We start from the raw sequence: 24,778 nt of genomic DNA on the forward strand, positions 1-24,778 counted from the left end.
TCCTTTTTCCTCAGTATAACGTAAAAGCGGGTTTTGTTAACACCTTTGTGCTTTATAAATGCTTATCGAACCAGGCGACCGTTTCTAAAACGGCGTATCTCGGGACTTTATGGTCAGCCCGTTCGTCTTTCAGAAACTGAAGATGGTCAGGCCGGCTGCTGTAATGAGGTTTAATCGTTTCATAAAAGCCGCGGGTCGGTGCATACGGAACGACTTTGTCTTGAACGCCGTGCCAGAACAGCAGCGGGCGGCTCCGGAGTTTTTCCGGTTCCAGACTGAGATCAAACGGTTTGAGCCGCGCAAACAGTTCATCGACCTGTTCTTTTGTGACGTCAATGTCGATGTCCTGCTTTTGAATGTGGTCAATCTGCTGCTGAAAAAACGCCGTATAGTTCGGGCTTCCCATCAGGCTGACACCGGCTTTGACCCAATCATATGCGGCCATCGCGCCGAATGTCGTAATTCCGCCCATTGACGTGCCCGCAAGACCGATCCGCCCGTCTTCAATCAGACCGCGCGCTTCAAAATCCTTTTTCAGCACGTCAAGCTCCTCGATTTCATTTAATACAATGTCCCAAAAATGGACGGCGAGCTCTTCTGCTGACAGCTGTTCAGCGCGTTCACCGTGGTAAAGAGCTTCCGGCAGCACGGCTCTGAAACCCTTTTCAGCAAGCAGGTAAGCGAAATGAAGATTATGCTCCTTCGCGCTTGTAAAACCGTGAATAAAGAAAACAAGGGGAGCGGGACGGTCCCGATTTTCTTCTTTTACAATATGTAAAAACGGAATGCCTGATACGGTTTGATGATCAATAAGAATCACGTTGACTCCCTCCTTAGGATAACCATAATCATAAGTGTAACATGTAGACAATAAAGATGGTAAAAAGCTACACTGTACATAAGAGAAAAACAGCAAATTATATGACAAAAGGAGTTATTTATGGAGACAAAACCTTACCTCATCGCCTTAGATCTGGATGGAACCTTATTAAAAGATGATAAAACCATTTCCCCTGAAACGGCACGGACGATTCAGACGCTGAAAGAAGCGGGTCATCATGTCTGCATCTCAACCGGCCGCCCGTTCCGTTCCAGTTCGATGTATTATGACGAGCTCGGGCTGACAACGCCGATTGTCAATTTTAACGGGGCGTTTGTCCACCACCCGAAAGACGAGTTATGGGGACGCTACCACACGTCTTTATCTGTCGATGTGGTCAGACAGCTTGCCGAACTTACAGAGACCTATCAAATACATAATGTGCTCGCTGAGATCATTGATGATGTGTACTTCCATTATCATGATGAGCATTTAATTGAGGCGTTTCATATGAATACGGCGAATGTCACATTCGGCGATCTGCGCGAAACGGTCCAAGAGGATGTGACGTCCGTATTGATTCACGCGAAGGAAGAGGACGTCGCGGACATACGCGCGTATTTATCCGATGTGCACGCCGAGGTCATTGACCACAGAAGATGGGCGGCTCCTTGGCATGTGATTGAAATTATTAAACACGGGATGAATAAAGCGGTCGGCCTGAAGAAAATCAGCGACTATTACCAAGTGCCGAGAGAACGGATCATCGCGTTCGGCGACGAAGACAACGATCTTGAAATGCTCCGGTTTGCCGGGTGCGGCGTAGCGATGGGAAACGGCACGGATGAAGTCAAACAGGCCGCCGACCGCATCACGGGATCAAATGAAGCGGACGGAATCGCCGAATTTTTAAAATCCTATTTCTCCCTGTGAGGTTTTGCCGCTCATAACACGAAGCCTTCCGCCCATACTAAAACAGACGACTCATCTCGTCTAAATATGGAAGGGGGACATTGCAATGGGTAAACGAAACAAATCAAAACGGTTTATTCAGCAAGGCAAGGACTCTGTCAGTCTTCATGACGCAAGATTTCCATATCGGTCTACATTAGAGGAAGCACAGCATGATGCAGCAAAAGATTCGGCTGAAAGGCAGGTTGACTTTTAATGAGAAACGAACTGTTTTCTCAAGCCAAGTCATTTGTCCAGCAGGCCGTCATGATTGCTAACGGTTTCGAAGACGGCGATCAGGAAAAAGCTGTCTCACGCGCCAAAAATGCCGTATCTTCCGCGTACGCCAATTCGACAGATGCAGAACGTCAGCAGCTGCACCAATTTCAGGATCAGCTGGAGAAATTGCAATAAAAAAAGGCGCCCCGTTTAGACGAGGGCGCCGCTTTTTTATTGCACTTCAAATGTTTTTACCGTTTTCAGTCTTTTTCCGATCTGATCGGACTTCCCTAAAAACGTCACCGTCACCGTGTATGTTCCCGGACCGGGCACGTTCTTCCACACATCTGAAAAGTCATACGTTTCATTCGGCATTAAGGTCACGGTCTGAAACGCCTGAGTAAACATTTTGTCTTTTGAATAGCGGTACAGTTCTTTGTGATGTTGGTCATGTACGGTCAATTCGAATTTCTGCCCTGAGCTGAATGTGAAATCGATCGGGCTTTCGCTCTTGTTTTTTAAAGACATTTGAAATTCGATCTGCTGATCCGTCTGCACAGGGTTTACGGCTAATTCCGCTTGCTGTTCATTCATCTCTCCGGATACCTCCTCAGCGGGCTCCTTCTGCCCGGATTGACTGCTGCATCCGATCAGTAAAATGACCGGTAATAACAGGCCAAACAGCCACTTCATTCTATCCGCTCCTATCAGTCTTTCCTGAAGAAACCAAAGATCCCCGTCGTTTGCACGATGTTTGTGAAGGCTTTCGGGTCGACTTCTTTCACGATTTTCTCAAGGTCATACAATTCGTACCGCGTAATGACGATGATCATCATTTCTTTCTGTTCGTTTGTGTAAGCGCCTTTTGCCGGCACCGTCGTAATGCCGCGGACCATTTTCCCGTAAATCGCTTCTTTGATTTCATCGGCTTTTTTTGTAACGATCATGGCGGTCAGTTTCATGTGGCGGGTGTGAATGGCGTCAATCACCCTTGTTGTGACATACAGAGCGACAAGGGTATATAATGCTTTCTCCCATCCTTGCAATAATCCTGCCGTCAAAATGATAATCCCGTTCAAAATGAAGAAATATGTGCCGACCGGCTTATCCTTCCATTTGGCCAGCACCATCGACACGATATCAAGACCGCCTGTCGAAGCGCCGAATTTCAGCGTTAAACCGATGCCGATAGCTGAGATGACTCCTCCGAATACGGTATTCAGAAGAATATCGTGCGACAGTCTCATTTCCGGGAGAATTCCCATAAAGACGGACGTCATCGCTACGCTTAATATGCTGTATACGGTGAATGATCTGCCGACTTTCAGCCACCCTAACACACCGATGGGAATGTTTAAGAGGAACATGAGAACTCCTGTCGAAATATAAAAGGGGGCGTATTGATCAACGACGCTTGACAGCAGCTGGGCGACACCGGTAAAACCGCTGGCATATACATTCGCCGGTATCAGGAATAAATTCAGTCCCGCCGCATACAGAAACGCGCCGATGACGACGATTGCTAATTTTTTTGCTTGTTCTAGTACCATGGCTTGCTCCTCCGCTCATTTTCATTATTAGCTTTTCCCTTAAAACAAAGTTTTGAACACTATTTTGCCACATTTATATGATATAGTTGGCATCACTCTCACCAATCGGAAAGAAGGGAATTATGATGACAGTTCACCTTATTGCTGACAGCGCCTCTGACCTGCCGAAATCTTATATTGAAGAAAACCGGATCGGGTTCATTCCGCTGCACGTAACACTTGACGGAAACGAATATGAGGACGCGGTCACCATTCAGGCGGATCACATATTTCAAGCGATGCGGGACGGGAAAGTTCCGAAAACATCCCAGGCATCACCGGATACGATAAAAAAAGTATTTTTACAATACGCGGAACTGGGAGAACCGGCGATATACATCGCCTTTTCCTCAGGTCTTTCCGGCACCTATCAGACGGCCGTAATGATCGCCAATGAAGTAAAAGAGGAATTTCCCGATTTTGATTTACGGATTGTAGATTCCAAATGCGCTTCATTGGGCTGCGGCCTCGCGGTGATGCACGCGCAAACACTCTGTGTTAACGGGAATACAATACAAGAAATCGAAACGTCTGTAAAGAGCTTTTGCGCACGGATGAAACATATATTTACGGTCGATGATGTCGCTTATCTCGCGCGGGGCGGCAGAATTTCAAAAACGTCCGCTTTTGTCGGGGGGCTTTTGAACATCAAACCGATTCTGCATGTGGATGACGGCAGGCTCGTGCCGCTCGAAAAATTGCGCGGACAAAAGAAACTGTTTAAACGGATTATAGACATGATGAAGGAAGAAGGCGGCGATTGGGCGGATCAAACCGTGGGGATCAGCTACGCAGATAACGAGGAGACGGCGCTTCGGATGAAGGAAATGATTGAAGAAGCGTTCCATCCGAAAGAGATCATTCTTCATTCAATCGGCTCTGCGATCGGCGCGCACTCCGGGCCGGGTACGCTCGCGATTTTTTTCCTGAAGCCATAATTTCAATGCGGGCGGGCATCCTAACGGACAGAAGGGAGGCTTTGCCGCATGAAAGATGATGACAAAAAACCGTTGGACAATAACGCCATAAATCAGAAAAAGAACCGGATTGCCGAAAAAAACCGGCAGGCGGGAAAAAACCAGAATTCCAAAAAACCGGACCATCTGTAAAAGCAAAACAGCCCTCTTGTGTATGAAGATAGAGGGCTGTTTTTTGTTCTATATGCGTCTAACATCACTTATCACGAATCCGCTTTCAGGCAATGCCGGCATTCTGGACAGGCTGAAGCTTAAATCTTGGGACGGAACATCGTACTCTATTTCATTGGCAAGAAACGCAAGGGAAGTTTTCATGACTTCCACGGTCATTCCCTCACCCGGACAGCGGTGGCCGTTAGCCGGATCACCTCCGCCCTGGGGAATGAAATCAAATTTATTTTCCTCCCGCCCCTGAAAACGTTCCGGGCGAAATTCATTCGGATTCTCCCAAAGCCGGGAATCATGGTTTGTCCCATATAGGTCAAGCATGACGGAGGCACCCTTTTTAAACTCACAGTTCTTCCATACGAAATCTTTTTTCACAACGGCTCCTAAAAACGGGGCAAACGGGTAATACCGCCGAACTTCATGTGCAAATCTTTCGGCCTCCTGATCATCTCTCGATCTCAGTTTGCCCCGATATTCAGGGTAATCATGCAATGCAAGAGCTGAAAACGTAATAAAGTAAGAAATGGCGGCAATCGGGCGCAGAACATTAATAAGCTCAACAGCAGCCATGTGAGAATCAAGTCTGTTCCCGTCAAGTTCTGTATGAAAAGCCATTTCATACAAGGCTGAGCCCTCCGGCGTTTGCAGCTTGCCGGACCGCACATCCTCAATGACCTCCTCTATCCATTTCTCCGTTTTCAGCCTCGCCCTTCTGCCTTTCCAATGACGCGGTCCGACAGCGCCGAATGCGTCTACCATATCGGTGAAATCCTCCGCCCGCTCTTTCACTTCTGAGTCTTTCAGCGGGACGCCGGCCCACTCACAGGCAGCCCGGCACAGCACTTTCTTCGCTTCATCAAAAAGGACAATTCGGTTTGAACCCTCCCACATTTCCGCAGATGCTTTCCACTGTTTTGCCACCGCTTCCGCAAGCCGTTTTTGCCGGGGCGGCGTCATCAGCGACATAAATAGAAGCTTCCTGTGCTTATGCCGTTCACCGTCCATTGCCTGGATTGCCCCTGTTCCGAATAACGTTTTCTGCACCCGTTTGGGGAGGGCCTGCTGCCGCTGAAATCGTTCTGTGTCATAAAAAAGCTTTGCGGCTTCCGCTCCGCTCATACAAATGAATGTCTTCCCTAATAAACGGGCGCGAAACACATCTGAGCGATAATTCTCCGCTCGTTTTTTCACAAATACATAACCATCGCGTAATAAAGCCAGACTATTATCAAGACCCTTTTCATGCGGAATTTGTTCATCCATCCCGATTCCTCCCTTCTTTTTTCACCTTTCACGAAAAAGAATAAATATAAACACATGTATATTCAGTATTTGTGTTTCATTCAGAAGTTACTCATGTCAGGCTGCAAAAATCAGGGGCGGGGCAAAAGCCCGTTACAAAGTAAACCGGCGGACCTGATCGTTTAACCGCTCTGTCAGGCTCACCAGATTATTGACGCTTTCCGCCATTTTATGAAAAGAAGACAGCTGCTCAAGCGCGGAGGCAGAAATCTCTTCGCTTCCTGCAGCCGTTTCCTGAACGACGGCGCTGATGCTTTCGGCATGATGCAGCACTTGCCCGCCAAGCTGTTTCGATTCGATGATCCGTCCGTCCAATTGAGTAAGCTCCGCTTTAATATGGGCGGCTTTTTGTTCAATATGGGCGAATGATTCTGACGTTTTCTCCATCAGCTCCTGCTGTCTGTCCGCTAAAGCGACGCCGGTCGTGACAGCTCCGGTAATAGACGTGATGCCGTCTTCAATTTGCTTTACCATATCGAAAATCTGCGCGGTCGCTTTGGCTGATCCGTCTGCGAGCTTCCGTATCTCCTCGGCAACGACGGCAAATCCTTTTCCGGCCTCGCCTGCTCTGGCCGCCTCGATTGCGGCGTTTAATGACAGCAGATTGGTCTGGCCCGCAATGTCAGAAACGGTCTGCGCCATCATACTGATGCCTGCCGCATGCTCTATGAAGAGATCGGCGGCTTCGGAAATCTCTTTTGATGTCTCATTGCTTTTATCAATGGCTTGCTTGGTTTCGGCTAAAGCACCGCGCCCCGCAGCCACCGCCGCAATCGTCTCTTCACTGCTTCTCGTCGTTTGTTTTGAACGTTCGGCGTTCGCCTTTGAATGTTCATCCATTTGTTCAATGAATTGCACCGCATGCTGCAGATCTTCTGAAATGGTTTGGGAGCCTTGCGCCATTTCTTCCGTCGACACGGACACCTGCTCGGTCATGTCCTTCAGCGTCTGGTTTTCCTTCGTCAAACCTTCCGCGAAAGTCTCGACTTCACGGCCGACCTCTCCGATCGCCTGAATTAAGGTGCGGAGCTGTTCAGCCATCATTCCGAATGAGTCATTCAGCTCTTTCAGTTCGTCCTTCCCTTTATAATCAAGCATTTCAACAGCAAGATTCCCTCCTGCAATACGACGGGCATTTTCAGCCATACGGCGGATCGGCCCTGCGATTCTCTTCGTCAGCCTGATGGAAGATATGACGGTGACGGCAAGTATCACGATGGTCAGCACGGCTGCGCTGTAAACGATAAACTGAATCTGGTCAGCCGTCTGCTTCTGCATGTCTTCATAATAATCCCGGCTTTTCAGATTCAGCATATAAATATCATTCAGAAGACCGTTGATGCGGGCCGCCGTCCTTGTCGCTTCAGCCGGGCTTTTCGAATCAAGAGCAGCGTCCGCCTCCGCCTGCCATGATTCGTATTTTTTGGCGAGTTTGTCATAAGCGGCTTTGTCCGCATCGTCCGTCATCGTTTTTTTGAGCGCCGCCAGTTTGTCTGAGCTGCTTTTCATATAGCTTCGCACATCTTCTTTCTGGGCGTCTGCGAGCGTATAGGAATAGCCGGTGATGCTTTCTTTTAACGTATTAAGGTCAGCTTTTGCTTCCTGGACGTTTAACAGCGCGTCCACTTCATCTTCATTTGAAGCCTGAATCTTCATCATGTTTACAATGGTAAAGCCGATGACGGCGGCGAAGCAAATCATCGTAACGGCTGCGTTAACGAGCAGCCTTGTCCGTAATGTCACTTCAGATCGCCTCCTTTTTCAATCAGACTGTTTTTCATATCCGTGATCTTTTTCGTCAGCCCGCCTGCGTTTTTGACAACTCTGATCTTAGCTAAGTCCATGCCGTTTTCCTTCAGTCCGTAAACGATCTCTCCGCTTTTGATCTCCTTGTTGTCTGTTAAATCTTTCGCCAATTCATAGATGACTTGGTCGACGTTTTTCACTAAAGAAGAGATAACGGCGTGCTCGGCGGTGTAATATTGATCGCTGTCAACACCGATGGCATATACTTTTTGCGCCTCCGCTTCTTTCAGAGCGCCGACACCCGTGAAGCCGGCCGCCGTAAACAGGACATCGGCTTTTTTTCGGATCATGTTTTGGGCGATGCCCTTCCCGAGCTTATCATCATCAAACGTACCGCTGATGTCCGACAGTACGCGGATGTTCGGTTTGACTGATCCCGCGCCTTTCAGATAGCCTTTTTTAAACCGTTTAATGACGTCGGCATCGGAACCGCCGATAAATCCGATCGTGCCGGTTTTGCTCGTCATGGCCGCCAGCGCTCCGGCTAAGAAGCTTCCTTCATCCTCTTTAAACGTGACGGAGGTGACATTATCCAGATCTGATACGGAATCAATCAGCACAAACCGCTGCTTCGGATATTTTTTGGCGACCTTTTCTAAATCCGCCTGCATGCTGTAACCGAGCCCCACAACAAGATCATTGCCTTCCCGGACAAGCTGGGTCAGTCCTTTTTCGTATGTACCGGTATCTTTTATTTCCCGATAGTCAAATGTGATGCCGAGCTCGTCTCTCGCTTTCATCAAACCTTGAAAGCCTGAATCATTAAATGATTGGTCGCCGAGGCCGTTGTCTGTCAGCATGATACCGATTGTTTTCGTTTTGTCGGCCGCCGGTTCCTCAGATTTGCCGGCACATCCCGCCGTGCTGAGCGCAAGCAGCAGTACAGCCGCAAATATCGCCATTTTTCTCATTGAAACTCTCCTTTTGTTTTTTTCTATAGTTATATATCGGTTCGGATGTCAGAATATTTTATTTCAATAAAATATGTATGTTCGGCAGGGTGATAAACAAATGAGGGCCATAGGAGCTTTTGAGAAAATAAAAAACATCGGTTTTGGTTCACCGATGTTTTTGCAGAACATTTATTGTTTTTCGTATGTCCAGCCGTCTTCCTGATACACTTTGCCGTTTTTCATCAGGTGCCCGAGCGCCCGCTTAAAGGCGGCTTTGCTTAAATGAAACCGTTCGCGGATATCGTCAGGATGGCTTTTGTCTCCGTATGGCATCGCGCCGTTTCTTGATCTCAGATAGGTCAGAATCTCTTCCGCGTCAACCGAAAGCGCATCCTGCTTTCTCGGCAGCAGGGACATGTTGACCGAGCCGTCTTCCTTCACCTCGATGACACGCCCTGTCACGCGGCTGCCGAGTCTCGGCTCTTCTTTTCTTTCTGAAGGGTGAATAAACGCGCGGATGCCTTCATCGGTAATCAGAAAAGAGCCTGATGCGATCAGTCTGTACACCGTACCCGTCAGGTCTTTATTCATGACGTCTTCCTCTGCATCCGTAAATAATTCACTGATGATATCTTCAGGCGCCGGCTTGGCAAACATGCGCCCGCGGCTTGTCACCTTCAGCATGCAATACAGCCTGTCTCCTTTTTGCGGCCAGACGGATTTGTACGGAGGCAGGTGCTCCGTTGCGACGAGCGCGTCTTTTGACAGGCCGACGTCGACGAATACGCCCATATCTTCCACAGCGTCCGTCACTTCCACCCATCCGTAGTCATAAAAGCTGATGAGCGGCTTTTTCATCGTCGCCGCGAGTCTTTCCTGATGATCGACGTAAATAAATACGTCCACTTCATCTCTGTCTTCGATATCCTCTGTGATTTCACTGTTATGTAAAAGAACCGTATCCTCGCCGTCGGTTAAAAAATAACCGAAATCGGTTTGGTGATCTATACTAAGCGTGAGCTGCTGCCCTGGTCTCATGTTATCGTCCTTCCTGATTCGCCCGTATGAGGCTGATGTTTTTCTCATTTTTTCCAATATGCATAAATTCATGCCTTATGCTGTTGGACATTTCTCTTTATTCTACTATAATCAACTCATAAGTGAAATGTTATAGGAGGTTTTCTCATGGCAAAAGAAAGTTCTTTTGATATTGTATCCAAAGTTGAATTTCCCGAAGTGCAGAATGCGATTCAGATGACGCTGAAAGAAATCGGCACGCGCTATGACTTTAAAGGATCGAAAAGCGATGTAACTTTAGAAAAGGAAGAACTTGTCCTGATTTCTGATGACGAGTTTAAACTGAATCAGCTCAAAGATGTGCTGAGCGGCAAGCTGATCAAACGGGACGTGCCGACGAAAAACATTGAATACGGCAAAATCGAAAATGCCTCGGGAGGCACGGTGCGCCAGCGCGCGAAGCTTGTACAGGGCATTGATAAAGACAACGCCAAAAAAATCAACGCGGTGATTAAAAACTCCGGCTTGAAGGTCAAGTCGCAGATTCAGGACGACCAAGTGCGCGTCACCGGAAAAAATAAAGATGATCTGCAGCAGATTATCGCAGCCGTCCGCGGGGCAGACCTGCCGATTGACGTTCAATTTATTAATTTTAGATAAATTATGTGATTCCTATTGATTATTGTCTCTATTTTCGGTAAATTTGGAGAAAGGGATTTTCACAGTTAAGTTTTGGAAACCCATGACAATTACATGAACGTTCTTATCAAGAGAAGCCGAGGGACTGGCCCGACGACGCTTCAGCAACCGGTGTAGTGGTTTACCCAAACCATGACCAAGGTGCTAAATCCAGCAAGCTAAAAACAGCTTGGAAGATAAGAAGAGAGACAAATGATTACAAAGTCTTCTTCTTAAGAAGACTTTTTTTATTTCTCTTTTTTCCTTGCTGAATGTGACGAAGGAGGCAAACAATGGGACTATTACAAGACTTAAAAGAACGGATTTTAATCGGTGACGGCGCGATGGGCACTCTCCTCTATTCCTATGGCATTGACAGATGTTTTGAGGAACTGAATGTATCAAAGCCCGAGGAAATCAAGCGGATACATAAGGCTTACGTGGGAGCCGGGGCAGACATCATCCAGACAAATACGTACGGCGCGAATTTTATTAAGCTCTCAAGATACGGACTTGAGGATGAAACGAAAAAAATCAATCAGGAGGCGGTCAGAATCGCGCGCGCTTCCTCAGACGGCGCTTATGTATTGGGAACGATGGGCGGCATCCGCACCTTTAACAAAAACGCCTACAGCCTGGAGGAGATTAAACGCAGCTTTCGGGAGCAGCTTTATTTATTGCTGCACGAAGAGCCGGACGGCCTGCTTCTGGAAACATACTATGATTTAGAAGAGGCCCGCGAAGTGCTGAAGATAGCGAGAAAAGAAACGGAACTTCCGATTATGCTGAACGTATCCATGCACGAACAGGGCGTGCTGCAGGACGGAACGCCGCTTCGGGAAGCACTCAGGTCCATTGCCGATCTCGGCGCTGACATAGCGGGAATCAATTGCCGGCTCGGCCCGTACCACATGATTGAAGCGCTCACCGAAGTGCCGATTTTCCGTGACGCTTATTTATCGGTCTATCCGAACAGCAGCCTTCCGTCTTTAGAAGAAGGCCGGCTTGTTTATGATACGGACGATGCCTATTTCCGGGAGAGCGCCGTACAGTTCCGCACTCAGGGCGCGCGCATTATCGGCGGCTGCTGCGGTACGACGCCAAACCATATCAGAGCCATGGCTGAAGCGGTTCGCGGCCTTTCCCCCGTCACTGAGAAAGAAGTGAAAATCAGACGGGAAGAAGAAGTCATCTCAGTCAGCAACGAACGGACCGAGCCGGGTTTAAACGAAATCGCCGCTAAAAAACGGTCAATTATCGTGGAGCTTGATCCGCCAAAAAAATTGAATTTTGACAAATTTCTGCAAGCGGCGGCTGAATTAAAAGAAACCGGCATAGAAGCGCTGACGCTCGCTGACAATTCATTGGCGACACCGCGGATCAGCAATGCCGCCTGCGGTTCATTGCTGAAAGAGCGCCTTGATATCCGTTCTCTCGTTCACATTACATGCAGAGACCGCAACATCATCGGCCTTCAGTCACATTTAATGGGGCTGGATACGCTCGGGCTCACCGACATTTTAGCCATCACGGGCGATCCTTCAAAAATCGGCGACTTTCCGGGGGCTACCTCCGTCTATGATTTAACGTCCTTTGACTTGATCAGGCTGATTAAACAATTCAACGAGGGCATTTCTTTATCAGGGAAACCGCTCGGCAAGAAAACGAACTTTTCCGTAGCCGGAGCATTTAATCCGAATGTCCGCCATCTTGATAAAGCAGTAAAACGGCTGGAGAAAAAAATCGAGTGCGGAGCTGACTACTTCGTGTCCCAGCCTGTCTACTCGGAGCAGCAGCTCATTGACATTCATCATGAAACGAAGCATCTCAAAACACCGGTGTATATCGGAATTATGCCGTTAACGAGCAGCCGCAACGCAGAGTTCATTCATCATGAAATCCCGGGCATTAAGCTGTCAGACAGCATCCGCGAAAAAATGGCGCTCGCCGGCGAAGACAAGCGAAAGCAGAAAGCCGAAGGCCTCGCCATCGCCAAATCGCTTCTCGACACGGCGTGCGAACTGTTTAACGGAATTTATTTAATCACCCCGTTTCTCCGTTCTGATTTGACGTCAGAGCTTGCAGCTTATATTAAGCAAAAGGATGAAAAGCGGGCTGATGTATATTTGCATTGACGCGGAAGAGGCCGCCTGATATGACAGGCGGCTTTTTCATGGTACGATACAGAAAAAGAATCAAGCAAAGGAGGATTTTTTCATGGTTGAAGTAAAACCCATCACCGCAGAAGACACATACGCGATCAGACACAGCGTGCTGCGCCCCCATCAGACGATTGAGGATTGTAAATATGATCAGGACAGCGTCAAAGGAGCCTTTCATCTCGGAGGTTTTTACGACGGGACATTGATCAGCATCGCTTCTTTCTACCCGCAGAACCAGCAGGCTTTACAGGCAGCGCCCGCCTACCAGCTGCGCGGCATGGCGACGCTTGAGGAATACCGGACGCAAAAAGCGGGAAGCACGTTAATCGCCTATGCAGAACGGAAACTGGCAGATATGGGGGCGGCGCTTGTCTGGTGCAACGCCAGATGTCACGTAAAGGGATATTACGAGAAGCTCGGCTGGAAAAGCACGGGCAGCCCCTTTGACATACCCGGCATCGGCCCTCATGTGATCATGTATAAAGAACTCGCCTGAAACAGACTAAAGCCCTCAGGGACATGTCTCTAAGGGCATTACCTTGAAGGTCACGCCTGCTTTTATATGCGACACTATTGACGTCCTCCCGCTTTTACGCAACAGCAAAGATGGCAGGCAGAAAACGATATCTGTCAATTGCCGTTTTCAGCTATTAATTCAGAAAAGGAAGTATGAGATGAATACGATCCAAAAACCGAAAATCCCGAAAGAATTGCCGGTGCTTTCTTTCACAGAAGCGCTTCAGGACGACCTCATTAAAGAAGTCGTCATAGAAAACGCCGTGGTAAGCGGCAAACTGGACGGCCTGCGCGCCGAAAAAGTCATTTTCAGAAACACCGTTTTTACGGATGTCTCTTTCAGACATATGGAATGTACGGATGTCCTGTTTGACAAATGTGATGTCTCAAACGCTGACTTCAGCGGAAGCATCATCCATAGAACGGCGTTTCAGCATTCAAAACTTCTCGGCTTGAATCTGGCGGATTCCGCCATGCGTCATGTAAGGTTTGAAGACTGCCTCGCACATTACAGCTCCTTCAGCTATTCCAATATGAAGCATGTCCGGTTTGACTCGTGCGGCCTTTCAGAAAGTGAGTGGAATGATGCCGTTCTTGAATACACAGATCTTGACGCCTGTGATTTGAACGGCTCAAATTTTATCGGCACGTCTCTTTTTAATATGGATATCAGCACGTGCACATTTGATCACCTGCACGTCTCACTTGAGAAGCTGAAAGGATGCCGCATCTCTCCGTCTCATGCCGTGACATTCGCAGAAGCGCTCGGAGCCATTGTGACGTGATCTTTTATTAAATGAAACGGCGGGCGATGTCCGCTATCGTTTGAATGCCTTTTTCCAAGTCCGGCAAGGATGCGTACGAATAGGAAAGACGCAGGCTTTGCCGGTCTTGGGGAAGATAGAGAGCTCCCGGATTGATCAGCACACCGGCCTCCAAAGCACGGGTGAACAGCGTCTGAACGGCGAATGCTTTATGGAAGGTGACCCAAATATAAAAGCCCCCCTCCGGCACATGCCACTCCGCAATATCTCCCGCGTATCTTTCAAGAAAACGCAATGCCGCATCTCTCCTGATTTTGAGTTCCTTTCTGAGACGCAAAAGGCGCGCTTCATAGCGGCCGCTTGACAGCCATTGACATGCCGCCCATTGAGATAAACCACTGGAGCCGTAATCCGTCTGCATTTTAATATCGGCGAGCCTGTCTGCAACCGGCTCAGGGGCGACGACCCATCCGATGCGCAGACCCGGGCTTACGGTTTTTGACAGCGTGCCGATATACAGTACATTCCCCTCATCGTCCATCGATTTTAACGGAGGCGGCGGTTCTTTATCGATCCATAAATCACCGTATGCGTCATCTTCAATGACAGGCAGACGGTGATTTCTTGCGAGCGCGATGAGTTCCTGCCGCCGCTTAAGTGACATTACCGTTCCGGTCGGATTATGGAATGACGGAATGGTGTACAGCAGCCCTGCTTCGTATTGCCGACGGTAAGCGGGAAGATGATCCGTTTTGATTCCGCTCCCATCCATCGGCACTCCCTTAAGCCTGACGCCCGCTGATTGAAACACACGCAGGGAATGGAGATACGACGGGTTTTCAGTCAGCATGACGGAGTTTGGTTTTAGCAGCCCGATTGAAATAAGCTGAAGCGCCTGCAGCGCACCTGAGACGATTACGCTGGATGCCGGGGACGCGTGAACCCCCTTTGTTTTCAAATGTTTCGCGACGCTTTGCCGAAGCTGCGGGCTGCCCTTCGGTTCTTCATAGCCGAGCGCAAAAATATTAGTTCCCGCTTCACGGAACAGTTCGGCCATCTCCTGCTCAGGCAGCAGCTCTTGACTCAGCTCACCCGTCCCCAGCCTGATCAGATCCAGACGCGGCTCGTTTTGATTAATGGCCTGAATCAAGGATGAATTCGGCTGATGACTCCCCGATGTAACGTATGTGCTCCAATCAAGGGGCTTAACCGCTGCCATGATGCTCCACGTATTGTTGACGACCTTTGTGCCTCCCCCTCTTTTTCCTTCCAGAAGACCTTGGGCGATTAACTCATCAACTGCTGCCGTCACTGTGCTTCGGTTGACCTGAAGCTCCTCGGCGAGCTTTCTTTGTGAGGGAATTTTCGTGCCGATGGTCCATTCGCCATGAAGTATTTTTTCTTTTATATGCTGTTCGATCTGGAGATAAAGCGGTATGTGCGACTCCCGATCCGGACGCCAGCGGTTCATACGTCATCCCTCCTTCTTTATTTATTATACATTTGGCTGGTTCAAGTACCAGCCAAATGGCCGGAGACATCAGCACACAGTGCGGCTACAATGAGATTTAGTTGACGATTGGAGGGTTTTACGAAATGAATGCCATTCTTCACGGAGTGATGCTCGCTTTCGGCCTTATTTTTCCATTGGGCGCGCAAAACGTGTTTATTTTTCAGCAGGGAGCCTGGCAAAAACATGTGTGGCAGGCGTTTCCCGCAGTGATTGCCGCCGCGGTATGCGATACGATTCTCATCAGCGCGGCCGTCGCAGGCGTGTCCATGATTATTGCAGAGATTCCCGTTTTTCAGACCGTCATGCTTATAGGCGGCTTTTTGTTTCTCAGTTTTTTAGGCTGGCAGACTTGGAGAAGCAAACCGCAGGCCGAACAGGTGAAAAAAACGGTTTTCTCGGCAAAAAAACAGGCGGTCACGGCCGCCATGGTATCCCTTTTAAACCCGCATGCGATTTTGGATACCGTCAGTGTCATCGGCACAAGCTCCGCCGCCTATCCGGGAATTGATAAATGGCTGTTTGCCGGTGCTTGTATCGCGGTTTCGTGGGTATGGTTCGCCGGACTGGCATTTGCGGGACGGCTCGTCCAAACGGCGGATACGGGCGGCCGGCTCCTCGGCATCCTGAATAAATGTTCGGCATTGGTGATGTGGGGTGCTGCTTTTTATTTTGCGGCGCTTTTGTTTCGATAAAAGGAATTCGGCCAGACCATGTTGAATGTACCGAAAGGAAGAGGGGGAATTGGAATGTCAGACATTTTAAAGCTGTATCACTACCACAGATGGGCAAATGAGCAAGTTATTCAGCATCTGAAGACCCTGCCCGCGGCAAGCTTACAGCAGAAACTGGATAGTGTTTTTCCGACTGTGAACGCCGTGCTTGTGCATATATACCGGGCTGATTACATTTGGCTTCACGTGCTTTACGGAGAAACTTTCGAACAAATCGTCTCGCAGTTTGATCAATTTGAAAAGCTTGACGGAGATTTTGAGGCGATTGAACATAGAATGACTGAACTGGACAAAGAATTCAGCGAATTTTTAAAAGAAATGGAGAACCCGGAAGGTCCGATCTCTATTTCTCATCCGCGCCTGGGGACGCTTCAGACGACATATGCCGATGTGATCCGGCATGTTGTGAATCACGGCACATACCATCGCGGCAATATCACCGCGATGCTTCACCAAATGGGCTATAAAGGCGTGCCGACTGACTACATTTTTTTCTCATACGAATCATAAAAAAGCAAAGGCCTCCCGGGCCTTTGCTTTTTTACTTCGAATCTATCATAATCCGGCATAGCCGGAGGCGCCCGGGGTGAGCTTTACAAGCCTTCCGGTTTTAAAAGATTCCGTCGCGGCGATCCCGATTTCTAAGTTAATCGCGGCATCGATGTCTGTCACAATCGGCGTTTCCCCTTTTTTCACACATTCGGCAAAGTGCTCAAGCTCCAGAGGGTAAGCGTCTTTAAAACGTGCTTGAAAATCCGGAATAATTTCGCAGCTGCTGCCTGACTCCGTTAAAACGGTGACATGGCTTTTCCGCAGCGTACCGACCAAGATGCTTCCCGCCGTCCCGATAATTTCCGCGCGGATATCATGGCCGTACGGAGAATTTCGGCTTGCCTCCACATCGCCGGCCGCGCCTGAATCAAACTCAAGATATGTTAATGCCTGATCAACGTCGCCGCACTCTTCCATGAACGGGTGCTTTAAAATCCTCCCGTGCCCGCTCACGAACGTAACCTCGGCATTCATGGGATATCTCGCGATGTCGTAATCATGAATCGAACAGTCAATGAAGAGCCCCCCGCTATGTTTGATAAATTCCGCGGGCGGTGCGCCTTGATCTCTTGTAAATCCTTTATAATAAATGGGTCGGCCGATTTCCCCTGCGCCGATTCTTCTTTTCGCGTCGGCGTATACCGGGTCAGACCGCCTCCTACTTTTTGTTCTCTGGTTTTAGGTCAGTCCGTTTTCCGGCTTACGAATTTGCGGTATTCAAGCGGCGAAATGCCTTCAATCTGTTTAAACAGTTTGGAAAAATAGGTCGGGTCTTCCATACCGATGGCATCCGCGATTGTCCCCATTTTGTCATTGGTTGCGGACAAAAGACGTTTCGCCTCCGTCATTCTGACTTTGTTCGTATACTGGCCGGGCGTGACGCCGAGCACCTGCTGCATACAGCGGGTCACGTAGTCTTGGTTGTAATGAAGAGCCGAAGAGAGCGCTTTAATGGTTGTTTTCTCCTGATAGTGCTCCTGCAGGTACCGGGCGGCCTCCCATGCGACTCTTTCCTTTGCGGACGGGATTTGGAACGCCTCCTTCTGAAGATGGAGCAGCAGCTCTTCAAACAGAATCTGCTTTCTGAGCGGCAGGTCGGAGTTCTCGGCGCTGTCATCTGTCAGCACACTGAATTGCCCGGCCATAAACTGCGGACGTCTCACCTTCCCTTTTTGCGGCAGGGACAGGCGGTAGCGGGACGGCTCTTCAAAGCTCCCTTTTTTTCGCCTCAGCTCTGACCAGTTGTTCCCGGTTGTTTCCGTCACCTCGTAATCCGCTCCTTCAAAATGAAGCCACGAATAGGATGTCGTTTCTTCACTGCCTTTTGTCCCGTAATGTTCAAGGCCGGGAGAAAGCAGAATATATTCTCCGGCTTCAACGGAAAAGGCGTTTTCGTCTTCTGTAATGTAGAGGACGCCTTCTTTCACATACAGCAGATCAAACACCGGGAAGACCCGTCTCACATGGGTTTCGCCTTTTTTGAACACTCCTTCTCCCGCAGCGATAAAGACCGGGAACGGAGGAACTGTGAACTCGAGAAAGGACATATTTTCGGCCCTCCTTTTTAAGTCGGATTTTTGCAAGAAGTTTCGTTTCTCTCCCTTTTTATTATAAGGAAATGGAGGTACACTTTTAAACGTTGATTTTTTCAGGAAAGGGGTTAAAAGAAATGAAACAAGCGATTTTAAAACGGGCTGCATTCAAACAATCCTCTGATCACAAACTCTCATTATACGCGCTGACTTGGCCGATATTTATTGAGGTTTCATTATATATGTTTATGGGAAACGCCGACACTCTTATGCTTAGCCAATACTCTGACAACAGTGTGGCGGCCGTGGGTGTCAGCAATCAGATTTTAAATTTAATTATCGTGATGTTCAGCTTTATCGCAACGGGTACGACAATTGTGATTTCACAGTTTTTAGGATCTAAACAGAAAAAAGAGGCGCAGGAAGTGGCTTATGTATCAATAGGAGCGAACTTTGTCATCAGTCTCGCCATCAGCGCCGCCATATTTTTTGCGGCCGTTCCGCTGCTTCATGTGATGGGTCTTTCCAATGAATTGATGCCGGATGCCAAAGTCTTTTTGCAGGTGGTCGGCGGGCTGTCCTTCATTCAGGCTTTGATTATGACGTTCAGCGCCATTTTAAAAAGCTACGGTCATACGAAGGATACGATGTTCGTTACGATCGGGATGAATATTTTAAATATTGCCGGAAACTTTCTTGTCATTTTCGGGCCGCTCGGCCTTCCGGTGTTAGGCGTCGCCGGTGTTGCGATGTCAACGTCCTTTGCGCGGTTCATCGGGCTGATCGCGATGATTGTGATCGTCAAAAAACGCATCGGACTCGGTCTGACATGGCAAAAGATTTTTCACGTCCATAAAGAGCACTTGCGGAAACTCCTGAAAATCGGGATTCCGTCTGCCGGCGAACAGCTGTCTTACAACATTTCACAAATGGTTGTCACTTATTTTATCGCCATTATGGGCGCTCAGGCGCTTACAACAAAGGTTTATACACAAAACATCACCATGTTTATCCTGCTGTTCGGAACGGCGATCAGCCAGGGCACACAGATTTTAATCGGCAGATATATCGGCGCCAAACGGTTTGACGACGCTTATGACCGCTGCATGAAAAGTCTGTACTGGGCGCTTGGCATTGCCGCTTTGACATCCGTGATCATGACCTTGTTTTCAAAGCAGCTGATCGGAATTTTCACAAGCAGTCCTGACATTATTGCGACGGCGAGCATGCTGATCGCCATGACGATCATTCTTGAGCCCGGCCGTTCATTTAATGTCATTATCATCAACTCACTGCGGGCTGCCGGAGATGCAAAATTCCCCGTCTACATGGCGATGATTTCCATGTGGGGTATCGGACTGCCTCTCGCTTATCTGTTCGGCATCCATTTCGGATTAGGGCTTATGGGCATCTGGATTTCATTTATCGCGGATGAATGGGTCAGAGGCATTCTTATGTACAGAAGATGGCGGTCGCGGATTTGGATTCAAAAAGGGATTGCATAAACGCCCGAAGCTTCGTTATGAAGCCGGGCGTTTTTTTATGCTTGCGAAAGCTGTTTTCTCATGTCACCGAGCTCTGACCGGTAATGTGCCAGCAAACCGGTAACGGCGGGCCTTGAGTATAACGGAAACAGCTCCAGCTCTTCAGACGCCTCCTCGAAATACGCCTCGGCCTCGAATGCGATGTACTCCCATACATTCATAAAAGCTTTGTTGACGGTATAGCTCTCCAGCTCTTCTTCCGTATAGCCGAATTGCTTCATCACCTGGCGCGGGAGACGCTTTTTCGCCCGCTCGTCCGTATGGACCCCCAGAAGCACCCGGGTCAGCTGAATGGCTGCTCCTAATGAAACGGCTGCATGGCGGAGTTTCTCTTGGTTCCGGCGCGCGCAAACCGGCAGCAGCAGCAGGCCGAGGGCTCCGCCTGTTTGGCCCGCATACATCAGCAGGTCATCAAACTCTTGATACGTTACTTTTTCTCTGTCAGAGATTTGGCCGGCGATAAACTCACGTAACGGCTCTTCTTCAAGCGCAAATTGCTGCCGCACATCGGTGAGCGCCTCCCACAAAAAGCCGTCGGCGCGTGCACCGTTCAGAAAGTCTTGTGCCGCCTGTTCAAATCCCCCAAGTTCCTGCACATCAAGCCGATCAGCTTCGTGAAACAAAGCAAGCACCGCCCATGCGGCCCGCCTGTTTTTTGGCGGCAGGGATGAGAAAGTCCGTTTATATAAAGGAAAGTGCGCCTCGGCAAGCTGGGCGCATGTTTCGTATTCGGTCATGGTATCACTCCTCTGTTTTTTAGTGTACCACATGTTTCACAATAAAAAGACCGATATCCTTCAGCGGAAACCGGTCGCGGCACTGTTATTCTTCTATATCGATACGGTACGCCTCAAACCATGTATGGATCTGGGCAAGATGGGCGATCAGCTGCGGGCCTTTCATCAGCTGGCCGAACCACGGAACCTGAAAAGATGAACCTTCTGTCTCCAGCAGCATTTCCAGCTTCTTTCTGTCAAGCAGGGTGTGAAGCACGGAATCTTTCTGTTGTAAAATCGTTTTCAGCCATTCTGTGACCCCCTGCGTGTATTTCGGATGATGCGTTTTCGGATAAGGGCTTTTTTTGCGGTACAAAATATCTTCAGGAAGCAGTCCTTCAAGCGCTTTCCGCAAGATGCCTTTTTCCCGGTTGCCATGCATTTTCATTTCCCAAGGAATATTCCAAACGTATTCCACAAGTCTGTGGTCGGCGAACGGCACCCGTACTTCAAGACTTGCGCCCATGCTCATGCGGTCTTTGCGGTCGAGCAGATTTGTCATAAACCAAAGCATATTTAAGTAGAACAGCTGCCGTCTCGCTTTATCTGTTCCCGTCTCACCGTCTAACAGCGGCGTTTCCGCAATGGTTTCTTCATACCTTGCATTCACGTATTCTCTAAGGTTCAGCCGTTTTTGCCACTTTTCATCCAAGAGCGTGATTCTCTCCTCAGTCGACCTCATCCAAGGAAATCCGTCTTCTTCTGCCGCGGTGTGAAACCACGGATATCCGCCGAAAATTTCGTCCGCACATTCTCCGGAAAGGCTCACGACAAAATCTTTTTTAATTTCCCGGCAGAACCATAATAGCGAGGAATCAACATCAGCCATGCCCGGCAGGTCTCTGACGAGAACGGATTCCTCCAGATGTTCAACCAGCTGATCCTGCGTAATCACGCACTTATGATGCTGTGTGCCGAATGCATTTGTCATTTTATCGATCCACGGGCCGTCATCATTCGGCTGAAAGGCGCTCGCTTTAAAAAATTTGCTGTTCTCCTCATAATCAATTGAATAAGTATGAAGGGGATCTCTGCCTTGTTTCTCAAAATGAGCGGCGGCTATCGCGGTTATCGCGCTCGAATCAAGCCCCCCTGATAAAAACGTGCAAACCGGCACGTCAGATACGAGCTGGCGTGTCACTGCATCCTGAAATAAGTACCGAATGTGAGCCGCGGTTTCATCGAGGCTGTCTGTATGCTTTTCGCTCTTTACATTCCAATAACGCCATATGGACAAACCGTCCTTTGAGAAAGTGAACGCATGGGCGGGACGCACCTCGTGAATTCCTTTAAACACCCCGCAGCCCGGAGTTCTGGACGGCCCGAGTCCGAATACTTCCGCAAGTCCGCCGCTGTCTGTGCGGGCTTTCACATCAGGATGAGCAAGGATGGCTTTCAATTCCGACCCGAACAGAAAGGAAGAGCCGTGTTCTTTATAAAAAAACGGTTTGACGCCGAGCCGGTCTCTTGCCCCGAACAGCCGCTTGCGCTTTTCATCCCAGATGGCAAAAGCGAAAATACCGTTCAAGCGGTCCACGCACTCCTCCCGCCACTCAATATAGCTGTGCAGCAGCACTTCTGTATCAGAGGTCCTCTCAAAACGGTGGCCCCTCGCCTGAAGCTCCTTCCGCAATTCCTCCGTGTTATACAGCTCGCCATTATAAATGATGGTGTACGTTTCCTCTTGATGCGTGCAGGCCATCGGCTGGCGGCCGCCTTCAATGTCAACGACCGAAAGTCTTTTATGTCCGAATAAAACATGGGGCTCTCCCCAGACGTTTGAATCATCAGGCCCTCGTTTTGAAAGAGTGTCTATCATATTGTTCATAATATGTTTCTCTTGGACGAGCTGCTTTTGAAAATCGACCCAACCCGCAATTCCACACATGTGATATCAGCTCCAATCCCGTTTCTGTCGGTATCAAATTCGTTTCTATCAGCACTTTACCCAGTTTATGCAAAGAAACGCAGATAGTTGATTTGTCCCACTAAGAGTTGTATGAGACAAGCCCGATTTGGAAAGAACGGAAGAGAAGAAACAAACAAAGGAGACCGGCACGGTTATGAAACGAAAACAGCTTTTCTCAGAAAAAAACAAATGGGGGCGCGGCACCCTGATGATAGAGGACGGCATCTGCCTCGTCGAAAACGATGAAGGCGATATCCTGCTTGCAGACAGTCTAGGAAACGCAGACGTATTGATGAAACGCGGCGGCAGATGGCAGCCGGCACGGATTTGCGGCGGCGCGGCCGAAATCGGCGCAGACACCATCCCCCTGCTCGGCGGGGAAGAAATCCATTATGAAAAGGCGGTCAAACGGCCGCTGTTAACCTTGCTCGATTCGCTGGACGATGAAACGTTTCTGCTGTTTCTCAGCCATCTTCACGGGTTCGGCCTGTCTGTATATGATTGCGTATTTTCCTACAATCAGGCGCTGTTTTCCGGTGAAGGCGTTTCGTTTTATCACTTCTCGGCGGATGACGCACAATGCGCCCTGCAGCATTACCGCGGCAGCTCGGGTAAACACGACAGATTTGAATGGACGGCATCTGACGGGCGGCGCTCCATTATGTATTCAGCGGCAAAACAAGACGGCACCGCGTAACAAAAAGGCGGCACCTTTTAAATAGGTGCCGCCTGATGTATTCAGCTTTGTTTTTCACGCTGATTGACGGCCGGCGTTTGCTTTTACCCTTCACAGCCGTAGCTTTTGCGGTAACAAGAGTGATTGACGCTTTTGGCATCCTGCACATCTCCTTCGCCTCATCAACATCCCCTTGTCACGGCATTTCTCATTCAGCGGCACAGTTGCGCAAAATGTATGCGCAACTAAAAAAACCCGGATACATCCGGGTTTTTCAAGCGATTGATTAAAATACGTGAAAGCCGATCGGCAAGTGAAGGCCGAGCAGCACCGTCAGGACGAGCACGATAATAAAACCGATCCACAGTCCGCCGGTTGATTTGCCTTTTTTCTTGCGGATGACGAGCATTTCCATCAGTCCGATGGTAATGATGCCGAGCAGCATTTTTCCGGCGTACTCTCCGTTCCAATTCGCAAAACGGACAAAAAGCTCAGCTCCGGTCAGAATAATAATAATGTAGAATAAGCGCAGAATCATATGCGTAATTTTTGCGCCCTTCGCTTTTCCGGAACCGTACAGCCCGTAGCTGACAAACACCAGGATAAGCGCAACGACCCATGAAGTAATATGCCAATGTGTCATTATGTTCAATTCCCCCTATCAGATCAATCTGCCTCACTTATGGTACCACAACAAGCCGCTCGGAGCATTATCAATCGTGCGAAAGACACACAATTATCCGATTTGGTTCGACAGCGTGCCGATCGGTTCAATTGTAATGTCAATGCGGTCCCCCGGCTTTAAAAATTTCGGCGGCTTAAACCCTTTTCCGACACCGGACGGCGTCCCCGTCGCTATAATGTCACCGGCTTCAAGCGTCATTCCTTTTGACAGCGTTTCGATTAATTCAGCTATCGGAAAAATCATGTCACCCGTTGATCCTGATTGGCGCAGTTCTCCGTTCACCCGCGTTTCAACTTTCAGGCTTTGCGGATCACTGACTGCCAACTTATGTACAATGACCGGGCCCATCGGGCATGTCGTATCGAGGCTTTTGCCGATAAAAAACTGTTTATGTTTTTTCTGCAGATCGCGCGCTGTTATATCATTTACAATTGTATAGCCGAATATATGATCAAGCGCATGTTCTTTGGAGATGTGCGATCCGCTTTTTGATATGATTACCGCAAGCTCCCCTTCATAATCAAGCTGCTCCGTTACGTCCAAGTGGCTGTTCACTGTTTCTCCGTGTCCTGTAACGGCAGCGGGGGCTTTCGTAAAAACCATGGGATGCTCCGGTATATCCGCCTCACTCCCCATTTCAACGGCATGATCACGATAATTTTTCCCGATGCAGATCACGTTCTTTGAAGGTCTCGGAATAGGCGCGCAAAGCTTTACGTCAGACAGCGCATACAAAAATGAACCCGACTCGTCATTCGGTTTTTTCGCCCATTCCGCAAGCTGTCCGGCATGCGCGACAAACTTATCTCCTTTTTGAATGCACTCGATCAGCGAACCCGGAATCGTCTCAAGTTCAAACAATTTTTTTTCAGCCTTTTGCAGATCTAAGATTTTGTCATCATCAATGATCAGACCGACAAATGTTCGGCTGTTCAGTTCCCCTGTCGCAAATTTCATGTTAATCCCCCATCATTTTTAAATCTGGCATTCCTTTATGT

Annotated in this window: 27 protein-coding genes, 1 pseudogene and 1 riboswitch; of the genes and pseudogenes, 14 read left to right on the forward strand and 14 right to left on the reverse strand. The window is 48.8% G+C overall.

The features are described from left to right. Positions 1–52: 52 nt before the first annotated feature. A complete protein-coding gene (locus OQ477_RS09735; protein ID WP_007409140.1) occupies positions 53–820 on the reverse strand; it encodes a prolyl oligopeptidase family serine peptidase in 768 nt (255 codons plus the stop codon). 120 nt (positions 821–940) lie between these two features. On the opposite strand from OQ477_RS09735, the gene OQ477_RS09740 reads away from it, so the two are divergent. The 3 genes from OQ477_RS09740 (at position 941) to OQ477_RS09750 (ending at position 2,185) form a co-directional block, all read left to right on the forward strand. Continuing rightward, the gene (locus tag OQ477_RS09740; RefSeq protein ID WP_061581899.1) at positions 941–1,753 is read left to right on the forward strand and encodes a Cof-type HAD-IIB family hydrolase; all 813 of its coding nucleotides are present in this window, start codon (positions 941–943) and stop codon (positions 1,751–1,753) included. An 85-nt stretch (positions 1,754–1,838) separates the two neighbouring features. Next, positions 1,839–1,988: a hypothetical protein gene (locus OQ477_RS09745; protein WP_003155094.1), complete on the forward strand. Its 150-nt coding sequence runs from the start codon at positions 1,839–1,841 to the stop codon at positions 1,986–1,988. Continuing rightward, positions 1,988–2,185 (forward strand): DUF3813 domain-containing protein, encoded by a 198-nt coding sequence (locus tag OQ477_RS09750; protein WP_003155097.1) that lies wholly within the window; start codon positions 1,988–1,990, stop codon positions 2,183–2,185. The genes OQ477_RS09745 and OQ477_RS09750 overlap by 1 nt, the downstream gene beginning before the upstream one ends. Before the next feature lie 36 nt (positions 2,186–2,221). Here the strand turns inward: OQ477_RS09750 and OQ477_RS09755 are convergent, their stop codons facing one another. Beyond that, complete coding sequence (locus OQ477_RS09755; RefSeq protein ID WP_061581898.1) at positions 2,222–2,683, reverse strand: BsuPI-related putative proteinase inhibitor; 462 nt, start codon at positions 2,681–2,683, stop codon at positions 2,222–2,224. 14 nt (positions 2,684–2,697) lie between these two features. Continuing rightward, the gene (locus OQ477_RS09760) at positions 2,698–3,540 is read right to left on the reverse strand and encodes a YitT family protein (protein WP_007610547.1); all 843 of its coding nucleotides are present in this window, start codon (positions 3,538–3,540) and stop codon (positions 2,698–2,700) included. A gap of 125 nt (positions 3,541–3,665) precedes the next feature. Here OQ477_RS09760 and OQ477_RS09765 point away from each other — a divergent pair, with 125 nt between their 5' ends. Both OQ477_RS09765 and OQ477_RS09770 read left to right on the forward strand, forming a co-directional pair. Beyond that, entirely contained in the window at positions 3,666–4,517 is an 852-nt protein-coding gene (locus tag OQ477_RS09765; RefSeq protein WP_015417195.1) for a DegV family protein, read from the forward strand. Between the two features lie 48 nt (positions 4,518–4,565). Beyond that, entirely contained in the window at positions 4,566–4,688 is a 123-nt protein-coding gene (locus OQ477_RS09770) for a DUF3941 domain-containing protein (RefSeq protein ID WP_265972235.1), read from the forward strand. 48 nt (positions 4,689–4,736) lie between these two features. Here OQ477_RS09770 and OQ477_RS09775 read toward each other — a convergent pair whose 3' ends face one another. The 4 genes from OQ477_RS09775 to OQ477_RS09790 all read right to left on the reverse strand — a co-directional run bounded on the left by OQ477_RS09775 (position 4,737) and on the right by OQ477_RS09790 (position 9,811). Beyond that, positions 4,737–5,987, reverse strand: coding sequence for a cytochrome P450 (locus tag OQ477_RS09775; RefSeq protein WP_265972236.1), 1,251 nt, complete (start codon positions 5,985–5,987; stop codon positions 4,737–4,739). Between the two features lie 132 nt (positions 5,988–6,119). Then, positions 6,120–7,769: a methyl-accepting chemotaxis protein gene (locus OQ477_RS09780; RefSeq protein ID WP_265972237.1), complete on the reverse strand. Its 1,650-nt coding sequence runs from the start codon at positions 7,767–7,769 to the stop codon at positions 6,120–6,122. After that, complete coding sequence (locus OQ477_RS09785) at positions 7,766–8,743, reverse strand: BMP family lipoprotein (protein WP_265972238.1); 978 nt, start codon at positions 8,741–8,743, stop codon at positions 7,766–7,768. The genes OQ477_RS09780 and OQ477_RS09785 overlap by 4 nt, the downstream gene beginning before the upstream one ends. Positions 8,744–8,914: 171 nt before the next feature. Continuing rightward, a complete protein-coding gene (locus tag OQ477_RS09790) occupies positions 8,915–9,811 on the reverse strand; it encodes a S1 RNA-binding domain-containing protein (protein WP_170936341.1) in 897 nt (298 codons plus the stop codon). Between the two features lie 99 nt (positions 9,812–9,910). Between OQ477_RS09790 and OQ477_RS09795 the strand changes: the two genes are divergently transcribed. The 4 genes from OQ477_RS09795 to OQ477_RS09810 all read left to right on the forward strand — a co-directional run bounded on the left by OQ477_RS09795 (position 9,911) and on the right by OQ477_RS09810 (position 13,883). Next, entirely contained in the window at positions 9,911–10,402 is a 492-nt protein-coding gene (locus OQ477_RS09795) for a YajQ family cyclic di-GMP-binding protein (protein ID WP_012117263.1), read from the forward strand. 100 nt (positions 10,403–10,502) lie between these two features. Beyond that, a riboswitch (SAM riboswitch) is annotated at positions 10,503–10,624 on the forward strand. An 89-nt stretch (positions 10,625–10,713) separates the two neighbouring features. Further along, the gene (locus tag OQ477_RS09800; protein ID WP_265972240.1) at positions 10,714–12,555 is read left to right on the forward strand and encodes a bifunctional homocysteine S-methyltransferase/methylenetetrahydrofolate reductase; all 1,842 of its coding nucleotides are present in this window, start codon (positions 10,714–10,716) and stop codon (positions 12,553–12,555) included. A gap of 82 nt (positions 12,556–12,637) precedes the next feature. Continuing rightward, positions 12,638–13,078 carry a GNAT family N-acetyltransferase gene (locus OQ477_RS09805; RefSeq protein WP_007409151.1) on the forward strand — a complete coding sequence of 147 codons (441 nt, stop codon included), beginning with the start codon at positions 12,638–12,640 and terminating at the stop codon, positions 13,076–13,078. Positions 13,079–13,256: 178 nt separating this feature from the next. Next, positions 13,257–13,883 (forward strand): pentapeptide repeat-containing protein, encoded by a 627-nt coding sequence (locus OQ477_RS09810; protein WP_082997817.1) that lies wholly within the window; start codon positions 13,257–13,259, stop codon positions 13,881–13,883. A 7-nt stretch (positions 13,884–13,890) separates the two neighbouring features. On the opposite strand, the gene OQ477_RS09815 is transcribed toward OQ477_RS09810, so the two are convergent. Continuing rightward, complete coding sequence (locus tag OQ477_RS09815) at positions 13,891–15,333, reverse strand: PLP-dependent aminotransferase family protein (RefSeq protein ID WP_265972242.1); 1,443 nt, start codon at positions 15,331–15,333, stop codon at positions 13,891–13,893. A 125-nt stretch (positions 15,334–15,458) separates the two neighbouring features. On the opposite strand from OQ477_RS09815, the gene OQ477_RS09820 reads away from it, so the two are divergent. Continuing rightward, positions 15,459–16,067: a LysE/ArgO family amino acid transporter gene (locus OQ477_RS09820; RefSeq protein WP_265972244.1), complete on the forward strand. Its 609-nt coding sequence runs from the start codon at positions 15,459–15,461 to the stop codon at positions 16,065–16,067. A 54-nt stretch (positions 16,068–16,121) separates the two neighbouring features. Next, complete coding sequence (locus OQ477_RS09825; RefSeq protein WP_045207095.1) at positions 16,122–16,616, forward strand: DinB family protein; 495 nt, start codon at positions 16,122–16,124, stop codon at positions 16,614–16,616. Positions 16,617–16,661: 45 nt separating this feature from the next. On the opposite strand, the pseudogene OQ477_RS09830 reads toward OQ477_RS09825, so the two are convergent. Further along, positions 16,662–17,315, reverse strand: a pseudogene (locus OQ477_RS09830) (Gfo/Idh/MocA family oxidoreductase); the annotation flags it as partial. 26 nt (positions 17,316–17,341) lie between these two features. After that, positions 17,342–18,205, reverse strand: a complete 864-nt coding sequence (locus tag OQ477_RS09835; protein ID WP_032874405.1) for an AraC family transcriptional regulator — start codon at positions 18,203–18,205, stop codon at positions 17,342–17,344. Positions 18,206–18,327: 122 nt separating this feature from the next. Here OQ477_RS09835 and OQ477_RS09840 point away from each other — a divergent pair, with 122 nt between their 5' ends. Further along, positions 18,328–19,695: an MATE family efflux transporter gene (locus OQ477_RS09840; protein WP_032875187.1), complete on the forward strand. Its 1,368-nt coding sequence runs from the start codon at positions 18,328–18,330 to the stop codon at positions 19,693–19,695. Between the two features lie 35 nt (positions 19,696–19,730). Here the strand turns inward: OQ477_RS09840 and OQ477_RS09845 are convergent, their stop codons facing one another. Both OQ477_RS09845 and asnB read right to left on the reverse strand, forming a co-directional pair. After that, on the reverse strand, positions 19,731–20,471 hold the full coding sequence (locus tag OQ477_RS09845) for a squalene/phytoene synthase family protein (protein WP_265972248.1): 741 nt from the start codon (positions 20,469–20,471) through the stop codon (positions 19,731–19,733). A gap of 85 nt (positions 20,472–20,556) precedes the next feature. Beyond that, complete coding sequence (gene asnB, locus OQ477_RS09850; RefSeq protein ID WP_265972249.1) at positions 20,557–22,398, reverse strand: asparagine synthase (glutamine-hydrolyzing); 1,842 nt, start codon at positions 22,396–22,398, stop codon at positions 20,557–20,559. A 175-nt stretch (positions 22,399–22,573) separates the two neighbouring features. On the opposite strand from asnB, the gene OQ477_RS09855 reads away from it, so the two are divergent. Then, positions 22,574–23,116, forward strand: a complete 543-nt coding sequence (locus tag OQ477_RS09855) for a DUF2777 family protein (RefSeq protein ID WP_265972250.1) — start codon at positions 22,574–22,576, stop codon at positions 23,114–23,116. 35 nt (positions 23,117–23,151) lie between these two features. Beyond that, positions 23,152–23,385, forward strand: coding sequence for a hypothetical protein (locus tag OQ477_RS09860; protein WP_265972251.1), 234 nt, complete (start codon positions 23,152–23,154; stop codon positions 23,383–23,385). Here OQ477_RS09860 and OQ477_RS09865 read toward each other — a convergent pair. Then, positions 23,382–23,738 carry a YisL family protein gene (locus OQ477_RS09865; protein ID WP_007409161.1) on the reverse strand — a complete coding sequence of 119 codons (357 nt, stop codon included), beginning with the start codon at positions 23,736–23,738 and terminating at the stop codon, positions 23,382–23,384. The genes OQ477_RS09860 and OQ477_RS09865 overlap by 4 nt on opposite strands. 93 nt (positions 23,739–23,831) lie before the next feature. Next, entirely contained in the window at positions 23,832–24,737 is a 906-nt protein-coding gene (locus tag OQ477_RS09870) for a fumarylacetoacetate hydrolase family protein (protein WP_265972252.1), read from the reverse strand. Positions 24,738–24,778: the final 41 nt, after the last annotated feature.

The sequence above is a fragment of the Bacillus sp. ChL18 genome, assembly GCF_026241425.1.
GTDB classification, from domain to species: domain Bacteria; phylum Bacillota; class Bacilli; order Bacillales; family Bacillaceae; genus Bacillus; species Bacillus velezensis.

What these genes read in the sequence shown, in the direction of transcription:
- OQ477_RS09815 (WP_265972242.1), bottom strand. Translation starts at nt 15,333, where the DNA reads ATGAACCGCTGGCGTCCGGATCGGGAGTCGCACATACCGCTTTATCTC.
- OQ477_RS09750 (WP_003155097.1), top strand. Translation starts at nt 1,988, where the DNA reads ATGAGAAACGAACTGTTTTCTCAAGCCAAGTCATTTGTCCAGCAGGCC.
- OQ477_RS09820 (WP_265972244.1), top strand. Translation starts at nt 15,459, where the DNA reads ATGAATGCCATTCTTCACGGAGTGATGCTCGCTTTCGGCCTTATTTTT.
- OQ477_RS09740 (WP_061581899.1), top strand. Translation starts at nt 941, where the DNA reads ATGGAGACAAAACCTTACCTCATCGCCTTAGATCTGGATGGAACCTTA.
- OQ477_RS09800 (WP_265972240.1), top strand. Translation starts at nt 10,714, where the DNA reads ATGGGACTATTACAAGACTTAAAAGAACGGATTTTAATCGGTGACGGC.
- OQ477_RS09755 (WP_061581898.1), bottom strand. Translation starts at nt 2,683, where the DNA reads ATGAAGTGGCTGTTTGGCCTGTTATTACCGGTCATTTTACTGATCGGA.
- OQ477_RS09870 (WP_265972252.1), bottom strand. Translation starts at nt 24,737, where the DNA reads ATGAAATTTGCGACAGGGGAACTGAACAGCCGAACATTTGTCGGTCTG.
- OQ477_RS09845 (WP_265972248.1), bottom strand. Translation starts at nt 20,471, where the DNA reads ATGACCGAATACGAAACATGCGCCCAGCTTGCCGAGGCGCACTTTCCT.
- OQ477_RS09785 (WP_265972238.1), bottom strand. Translation starts at nt 8,743, where the DNA reads ATGAGAAAAATGGCGATATTTGCGGCTGTACTGCTGCTTGCGCTCAGC.
- OQ477_RS09860 (WP_265972251.1), top strand. Translation starts at nt 23,152, where the DNA reads ATGTATTCAGCTTTGTTTTTCACGCTGATTGACGGCCGGCGTTTGCTT.
- OQ477_RS09770 (WP_265972235.1), top strand. Translation starts at nt 4,566, where the DNA reads ATGAAAGATGATGACAAAAAACCGTTGGACAATAACGCCATAAATCAG.
- OQ477_RS09805 (WP_007409151.1), top strand. Translation starts at nt 12,638, where the DNA reads ATGGTTGAAGTAAAACCCATCACCGCAGAAGACACATACGCGATCAGA.
- OQ477_RS09840 (WP_032875187.1), top strand. Translation starts at nt 18,328, where the DNA reads ATGAAACAAGCGATTTTAAAACGGGCTGCATTCAAACAATCCTCTGAT.
- OQ477_RS09775 (WP_265972236.1), bottom strand. Translation starts at nt 5,987, where the DNA reads ATGGATGAACAAATTCCGCATGAAAAGGGTCTTGATAATAGTCTGGCT.
- OQ477_RS09795 (WP_012117263.1), top strand. Translation starts at nt 9,911, where the DNA reads ATGGCAAAAGAAAGTTCTTTTGATATTGTATCCAAAGTTGAATTTCCC.
- OQ477_RS09855 (WP_265972250.1), top strand. Translation starts at nt 22,574, where the DNA reads ATGAAACGAAAACAGCTTTTCTCAGAAAAAAACAAATGGGGGCGCGGC.
- OQ477_RS09760 (WP_007610547.1), bottom strand. Translation starts at nt 3,540, where the DNA reads ATGGTACTAGAACAAGCAAAAAAATTAGCAATCGTCGTCATCGGCGCG.
- OQ477_RS09865 (WP_007409161.1), bottom strand. Translation starts at nt 23,738, where the DNA reads ATGACACATTGGCATATTACTTCATGGGTCGTTGCGCTTATCCTGGTG.
- OQ477_RS09810 (WP_082997817.1), top strand. Translation starts at nt 13,257, where the DNA reads ATGAATACGATCCAAAAACCGAAAATCCCGAAAGAATTGCCGGTGCTT.
- OQ477_RS09790 (WP_170936341.1), bottom strand. Translation starts at nt 9,811, where the DNA reads ATGAGAAAAACATCAGCCTCATACGGGCGAATCAGGAAGGACGATAAC.
- OQ477_RS09825 (WP_045207095.1), top strand. Translation starts at nt 16,122, where the DNA reads ATGTCAGACATTTTAAAGCTGTATCACTACCACAGATGGGCAAATGAG.
- OQ477_RS09745 (WP_003155094.1), top strand. Translation starts at nt 1,839, where the DNA reads ATGGGTAAACGAAACAAATCAAAACGGTTTATTCAGCAAGGCAAGGAC.
- asnB (WP_265972249.1), bottom strand. Translation starts at nt 22,398, where the DNA reads ATGTGTGGAATTGCGGGTTGGGTCGATTTTCAAAAGCAGCTCGTCCAA.
- OQ477_RS09835 (WP_032874405.1), bottom strand. Translation starts at nt 18,205, where the DNA reads ATGTCCTTTCTCGAGTTCACAGTTCCTCCGTTCCCGGTCTTTATCGCT.
- OQ477_RS09765 (WP_015417195.1), top strand. Translation starts at nt 3,666, where the DNA reads ATGACAGTTCACCTTATTGCTGACAGCGCCTCTGACCTGCCGAAATCT.